Consider the following 6,508-nt stretch of genomic DNA (forward strand, 5'->3'; position numbering starts at 1 on the left):
ACGCACTGCTTGCAGGCAGCAAAGCTCGCAAAACACTCGCTCAAGCGAGTTGGCAGATTGTCGTGGCCGACGTTTCCATGTCTCTCGACAACGTTCTGGCCATGGCAGGGGCAGCACGCGAGCATAAACTCATCGATGGATTGCTTACGTCGGCCTAGCCGTCATCCTTTATGTGGCGGGTGAGATGGTCTTTCGCGGGATGTTGGATGTCATCGAGGTTGCGTCGATATAAGGTGCTGTTTCACCCTAGGTGTCTCTAAGTCGGCAGGCAGAATTCGAACGCGGTAACGCATGATGCGGAGATAGGGATCGTCTTTCTCAACAGAAAGAGCCGCCTCGTGGCGGCCCCGTCCTTCGATGCTGTGATTGAGGTGGTCGAGCAACTTGGCTCGGAAATCCTGCTCGATATGAAGGTCGGCGAGAGCATCATGGTGGCGAGCGTCGAGCCGACCGCGAGGGTGAGGGTGGGCGACAAGCTGCGCGTTGCCATGCGGCCCTCTAGGCTTCATGTTTTCGACGGGCAGACCGAGGCGGCCACCTAACGGCGGCAGTTGGTCAATTCCACTGGCGAGGGGAATTCTCTCAGAACCGGTGACCTCCCTGTCACCAGCTTCGATGACACCCGGAGAGTGCGAAGGCACTTGGCCTAACCATTCCCGAGCCCTTTCTGCTGCGCGCTGACAAGGCGGCCATTGCGCCGGCGAGTGCGGAGACCCGGAAATGGCATGGGGCTCGCAATCCGCGAGCCCCGCTGTGCGCTCGGCAATTTCAGGCCTTGTGATGGACAGTCTGCAGGCCGTAGACCGGCGTCGGGATGCTCTCGTAGCGCGCCTTCAACTGCAGGGAAAGGAATTGCGAGTAATGTCGCGACTGATGCAGATTGCCGCCGTGGAACCATAGGCCTTCCTGCTGCGTCGGCTTCCACATGTTGCGCTGCTCACCTTCCCATGGGCCGGGGTCCTTTGTCGTATTCGAGCCGAGGCCCCAGACCTTGCCGACTTTGTCGGCCATTTCCGGGCTCACGAGATCGGCGACAAAGCCGTTCATCGAGCTGTAGCCGGTGGCATAGACGATCACGTCCGCCGGCAATTCCTTGCCGTTGTCGAGCTTGACGCCGTTGGGCGTGATTTCCTCGACCTGTCCAGCGAACAGTTTGATTTTGCCGTCAATGATAAGCTGTGAGGCGCCGACGTCGATGTAATAGCCCGAGCCGCGGCGCAGATATTTCATGAATAGCCCGGAATCGTCGTCACCGAAGTCGAGCCTGAAGCCGGCCTTCTCCAGCCCGGCATAGAAAGCGGCGTCGTCCTGACGGATCTTGTCGTAGACCGGCTTTTGAAACTGATTCAAGATCCGGTAGGGCAGTGAAGCGAAGATCAGATCGGCCTTTGCCGTCGTCATTCCGCCGCGGACGGCGCGTTCGGAATAAAGATCGCCGATACTCTCCATCAGCGAATCCGAGCGCACAATGTGCGTCGTTGAACGCTGCACCATCGTTACGTCGACGCCGGCCTCGTACAGCGCAGCGCAGATGTCATGGGCCGAATTGTTCGAGCCGATCACCGCCACCTTCTTGTTCTTGCCTTTGTAGCCGCCGGAGCCGGGATGGCGTGAGGAATGGTGTTGCTCGCCCTTGAACGTTTCCATGCCTTTGATTTTCGGCATGTTCGGCTTGGCCGACATGCCGGTCGCGAACACAAGCTGCCTGGGCCGCAGAGTCATCTCCTTGCCATCGCGTTCGACGATGACGGTCCATTCCTTCTTGGTGTCGTCCCAACTGGCGCGTTTGGCCGTGGTGTTCGACCAGTAGTTCAGCTCCATGACCTTGGTGTACATTTCCAGCCAATCGCCGATTTTGTCCTTGGGCGAGAACACAGGCCAGTTCTTGGGGAAATCGATGTAGGGCAAGTGATCGTACCAGACGGGGTCGTGCAGGCAGAGCGACTTGTAGCGGTTGCGCCAGGAATCGCCGGCGCGTGCGTTCTTTTCGACGATGATCGTCGGCACACCGAGTTGGCGCAGTCGGGCCCCGAGCGCAATGCCGCCCTGTCCGCCGCCGATGACAAGCACGTAGGGCTGGCTCTTGAAGCCAAGTTGCTCGACTTCCTCGTCACGCAGTTCCTTCCAGGTCTTGGCGCCGGGATTGACACCATGCCTGGCGCCGAGCGGTCGGCTGAAGCCAGCCTTTTCCTCATGGGCCTTCAGTTCGGCCATGGTTGTCAAGAGAGTCCAGATCTGACCGTTCTGCAGGCGGATGAGTCCATATCCGCGCGCGACCTCGGTCTCGAACGTGATCCAAGATTCGGTCACGCCGCCGGCCTCGGTTGGCGTTTCACCCTCGGCGATTTTCCAGTTGCGCGGCTTCACATGCGCGAGGCAATGCGCGAGCATGTCGCGGACCTGATCGCGGCCTTCCATGGTCTTGATGTTCCAGGTGAAGGCAACGAGGTCGCGCCAGTAGCATTCCGGAGCGAACATTCCTGCGGCGGCGTCGAGATCGCCGGCCGCAAGCGCAGCTTCAAACTTGTCGAGGAAAACCTGGACGCGCGCACTAAGTGTGGTGTCGAGCATCACTTCCTCCCGGGTGTTGTTTGCAATTGTTCTACGCAGGCAGCGTAACCTTACCCCAACCATCGCGGGAATCCAGACTCGCGCGGCAGGGTTCCCGGTCGGCTTCAGTGCCTCTCAGCGCTCGCCTGCAACAACGCCGCTTTGCCCACCGGCGATGGGGTAGACTAAGAGCTCTATTTGCTGCGGTGCATGCGTCCGGAATTTGGCCCGCAGGCTCCTGTAACGGAGGGGCAGAGCATGTCCGCTCTACCCCGGACAGCTCACGACCGCCATGATTCGGCGGACTGCAACCCGATGCCAGTCCCCCACTGAAATCAACGAAACTACTGCTCATCGATTCGCGCTAAGGTGCGGCATGATCCGGGAGATCAACGATGCGATTGTCTAGCCTTGCCACTCTGGCGCTTGTCGCGGGAGCTTCCAGCCCAGCTTATGTTTCTATCGTCCTGGCGGCTTCGGAATGTTCCAGATCAATGGAATTGGCGGATTGGGGCGAGAACTCGACTGGCGACATCAGCGTCGCGTCTGGGGACAGTTGCATCTTCCCGATCACGTTGCGCGGCGCGGCAAGTAGCTCGGAAATCTCGCAAAAGCCAGCACACGGCAAACTGAAGAAGCTCGACGTTGCGACTTACGAGTACAGGACGAGGGCCAGATACAAAGGAAGTGACACCTTTGCCATCAAAGCAACGGGCAAGGGGCCGAAGGCTTCTGGCACATCGGTCATCACAGTGCACGCGACGATCAAGTAGGCGGGTCGAGCATTGGCGTGACGCCGAGTTGATGCGCGTCGCGTGAGGGCAGGGAGCAATAAGCGTGCCTCAACCCGTCCGAGACGCTCCCAGAACAGCACCCGGTGGCGGATCGTGATCAGGGCCTGGTTGAGAACGTAAGCCAACAGCATCGGCGGAAGTGATTTGAAGGCAGGATCCGGAGTGGCCGCCGATGGCGATCGATCCAAGCTAGCCGTCCCAATGAACATGGGAGCTAAGGAATGATATGCTTGGGTAGTTTCAATGCGATTGCGGTCTCGCGCGGGGATGCTCCATCCGCAACTCCGCGAGCTGCTTAAGCGGGTTGGGCCCAGACGCAAACTTGGTTTTGCCGGTATTGCAGCTAAGCTGCTCTCCGCTATGCCCAGAAAGACCCAGCCTCGGAGAGTTGGTTTTCGTTTAGCCAGAGGAGTGCCTGACGAAGACTCAATGGGACCAGTCGCTCCCTACCAAGAGGCGGTGGGGCTCCATCTGTTAGATAGAGCACAAAGCCATCTTTGCTTCGGAAAAGTGCTTCTTTGGCCTCACAACATTCAAGGGACTCTACGTCAAGAGTAGGCAAGCTGCGCTGGACGATCAGCTCCATGTTTTGCAGCATGGCGCTCACGACGCCGACTTCCTCTTATCGTGGATGAAATGCACGCCAGCGGCTGGTCCATCCAACCAGACCAACTGACAGCCACGAAATGCGAGGCCCGTTGACGATAGAACTAGGAAGAACTCTCGCGAGGTCAGGACGTCGGTCGAGCCCTCAACCTCTAGCTTTGCCCCCGTTGCCGAAATGTCTTTGAGAACGCAGACTCGGCTCCAAGTGCCAACCACAGCCATCAAGCTGACGGCGTGCTGATGGGCAAATTGAACACGGTCCGATTTTTTTCGACCAAAGGCCATGCGCGGCAAGAAAATAGAAGTATGAAATATCTGACGTAGAGCGTGTGCCCCAATGATTAACAAGAGTTAGCGATTCGCGCTTTGCAGCTCGACTAATCGCTAGCGAAAATTGGCGAACTTCAGTGAGACAGTGCGTGCCGCCAAAAACGGTCGGAGCCATCGCATCCTCTGGCGGAGCCAGGAGGCGAACGATGCGATCAGTCATTGCCATTGTTGTAACGGTGGGGGCGTCCTCGCCTGTGCTCGCCCTGACGCAGGGGGAGATTGAGGCCAAGCTACGTGCCGCGGGCTATTCGCAGATTCAGGAGGTCCCGAGCGGCAAGATCAAGACCTACCGAGCAATCAAGGAGGGTACGGAGCGGTCGCTCATCGTCGACAGCACCGGCCACATCAAGGAGATTCGGTAGCGCTCTCGCTGGGTGGCCAGTGTTCGGTCAGTGACGCTGCCGAATACTCGCGCCAGGCGGCCCGCCTACCGTTTGTATCGGTTCACCTGCCGCACGGTCCAGCGGCGGGTGTGGCCTAGCGAGGCCTACCGTTCCGGGAGGTGCGTCGTTGCTGGCCGTACGAGTATCGAGGCGCTCTGACATGATTGCCGATCCAATGGCGATGGCCAGAGCGATAGCAGATAGGACTAAAGCTGCTCGATTCGGGTCCATCATTAGACCTCCGCGAAACGGCTCCATAGTGCCGGGATAACGCCGATCTGGTGATTTGGTTCTTAGGTTCGCCCACAAAGGTATCCGAACAACACTCGCGCAATTACGCGACTTAAGCCGATCGTTTGCGATGGTTCTTGCGGTGTTTGCCTTGGGGGCGCCCGTGCGATCGCTCCAGTACTTTCGGCAGAGAAGCCGCCGCTGGCGGAGCTATTGGCGAGGCTTGCTCGACCTCAACCGGCTCGGCTGGGTCGGGGGGCCGTATGGCCGGCGTTGCACCCAAGGCAGCCTCCTCGAGTTTGGCAAGGAAGTCGCGTCCTTGGTTCGTGATAGTCCATGCGCCGCGTTCACGAGTGATGAGTCCTTGGCTGAACGCATCAAGATCCGGCGCAAGTTCAGCGAGACGCTTCATACGCAACGTCCATTCAGGGCCGCTCGTATAGAAAACCGCGAGATGCAGCTTGATAAGCTCAAGGTTTCCCCGGCCGTCTGGCTGCCCTGCCAAAATCTTCAAAATGGAAAGCTGAAAACTCACGCGCGCCACTCGAACGCAACGACTCAATCCTTGCAATCTATCGGTTCTGGCCAACGGCTCATAGATCGGTCGTCAAGCTTCTCGCGGAGATGCTTGCTCGGTAAGCCTAACCGCCAAGGTTAATCGTGCCTGGAGGGTCAAAGGCAGACTTCGACAAGATAAAGCGCTTGTAACGGAACCGATCCAGGCGGCTCCTTCCGTTATCGAAACACATCCGCCGATTCGTTAGACCATAACTCCATCACCGCCAGCTTTTCCAGGATGGTTGGGCCATGAAGTACCGGCGCTTGCCGGTATCGCTGGCGCGGTCCAGATCGGATCTGTGATCGCCTGGCATTTCATGAGCGATCATGAGCAAGGCGGTGCTTTAAGCAAAGTAGGTTTGATCTAAATTACCGACGCAATATTCCGACGCCGTGGCGCGATCGCGCCCGACGCATTCGAACCGTCGTGCCACAGGCCGAAGTTACATCCGAGTTGCCGTTGGTCTTGGCAGATAGATGCGCGATGCCCGCTCAAAAAAACAGTAACAAGATTGTCGATTTTGGCTGTACCACCGCGCGATGTCATGGCGCTCGCGAGTAGGGCGGGATTGCAGGGGCGAAGATGCAACATGTGTCATTTGAAAGCGGGCGCGGATGAAGCTCGCGCCGCCGCGCATGTTCAACGAGCGGTCACTCGTGGTTCTCACGATCGTGATTGGAATGACGAACGCCTATAAGCGTATTCCCATTGGGATTGAAATGCACAGCAAGCTCCGGGACGATTTGAATACGGCAGAGAATGACCATCTTGTCGCGCCTGTTGGCGCTTGTCGCAGTCGCGTTATTGCCCGCTATCTCGATTCAGGCGTACAACGAAGTTAACCTTCGACGCGCGCGCCAAGTGGACGTACAGAATCAGGCGCTCGGTCTCGCTAAGCTCGCCGCCGAACAGCAGCAACAGATCGTTCAGGGCATTCGGCAGGTCCTGATTGCGCTGTCCGAACTCCCTGCGATAAAGGCGAAAGATAGCAAGGGGTGCAATGCGGCGATGGCAGGGATGAGGTCCCGGTTTCCGGCTTTCCTCACTTTCGTCGC

6 protein-coding genes and 2 pseudogenes are annotated in these 6,508 nt (G+C 58.3%); 5 read left to right on the forward strand and 3 right to left on the reverse strand.

Going from position 1 to position 6,508, the window contains the following annotated elements:
- Positions 1-26 precede the first annotated feature (26 nt).
- Positions 27-232 (forward strand): annotated as a pseudogene (locus AC1DW2_RS32495) (TerC family protein); the annotation flags it as partial.
- A gap of 106 nt (positions 233-338) precedes the next feature.
- Positions 339-542 (forward strand): TOBE domain-containing protein, encoded by a 204-nt coding sequence (locus AC1DW2_RS32500; RefSeq protein ID WP_477007990.1) that lies wholly within the window; start codon positions 339-341, stop codon positions 540-542.
- A gap of 226 nt (positions 543-768) precedes the next feature.
- On the opposite strand, the gene AC1DW2_RS32505 is transcribed toward AC1DW2_RS32500, so the two are convergent.
- Positions 769-2,571 carry a flavin-containing monooxygenase gene (locus AC1DW2_RS32505; protein ID WP_477007991.1) on the reverse strand — a complete coding sequence of 601 codons (1,803 nt, stop codon included), beginning with the start codon at positions 2,569-2,571 and terminating at the stop codon, positions 769-771.
- Between the two features lie 374 nt (positions 2,572-2,945).
- On the opposite strand from AC1DW2_RS32505, the gene AC1DW2_RS32510 reads away from it, so the two are divergent.
- Positions 2,946-3,323 carry a hypothetical protein gene (locus AC1DW2_RS32510; protein ID WP_477007992.1) on the forward strand — a complete coding sequence of 126 codons (378 nt, stop codon included), beginning with the start codon at positions 2,946-2,948 and terminating at the stop codon, positions 3,321-3,323.
- Between the two features lie 624 nt (positions 3,324-3,947).
- Here the strand turns inward: AC1DW2_RS32510 and AC1DW2_RS32515 are convergent.
- Positions 3,948-4,235 carry a PilZ domain-containing protein gene (locus AC1DW2_RS32515; RefSeq protein WP_477007997.1) on the reverse strand — a complete coding sequence of 96 codons (288 nt, stop codon included), beginning with the start codon at positions 4,233-4,235 and terminating at the stop codon, positions 3,948-3,950.
- A gap of 191 nt (positions 4,236-4,426) precedes the next feature.
- Here AC1DW2_RS32515 and AC1DW2_RS32520 point away from each other — a divergent pair, with 191 nt between their 5' ends.
- Positions 4,427-4,642 carry a hypothetical protein gene (locus AC1DW2_RS32520; protein WP_477007993.1) on the forward strand — a complete coding sequence of 72 codons (216 nt, stop codon included), beginning with the start codon at positions 4,427-4,429 and terminating at the stop codon, positions 4,640-4,642.
- Positions 4,643-5,006: 364 nt separating this feature from the next.
- Here AC1DW2_RS32520 and AC1DW2_RS32525 read toward each other — a convergent pair whose 3' ends face one another.
- Complete coding sequence (locus AC1DW2_RS32525; RefSeq protein ID WP_080586612.1) at positions 5,007-5,429, reverse strand: hypothetical protein; 423 nt, start codon at positions 5,427-5,429, stop codon at positions 5,007-5,009.
- A gap of 783 nt (positions 5,430-6,212) precedes the next feature.
- Between AC1DW2_RS32525 and AC1DW2_RS32530 the strand changes: the two are divergent.
- Positions 6,213-6,508: pseudogene (locus AC1DW2_RS32530) on the forward strand (ATP-binding protein); the annotation flags it as partial.

The sequence above is a fragment of the Bradyrhizobium sp. P3_C3 genome (assembly GCF_056402655.1).

What these genes read in the sequence shown, in the direction of transcription:
- AC1DW2_RS32505 (WP_477007991.1), bottom strand. Translation starts at nt 2,571, where the DNA reads ATGCTCGACACCACACTTAGTGCGCGCGTCCAGGTTTTCCTCGACAAG.
- AC1DW2_RS32520 (WP_477007993.1), top strand. Translation starts at nt 4,427, where the DNA reads ATGCGATCAGTCATTGCCATTGTTGTAACGGTGGGGGCGTCCTCGCCT.
- AC1DW2_RS32515 (WP_477007997.1), bottom strand. Translation starts at nt 4,235, where the DNA reads ATGGCCTTTGGTCGAAAAAAATCGGACCGTGTTCAATTTGCCCATCAG.
- AC1DW2_RS32510 (WP_477007992.1), top strand. Translation starts at nt 2,946, where the DNA reads ATGCGATTGTCTAGCCTTGCCACTCTGGCGCTTGTCGCGGGAGCTTCC.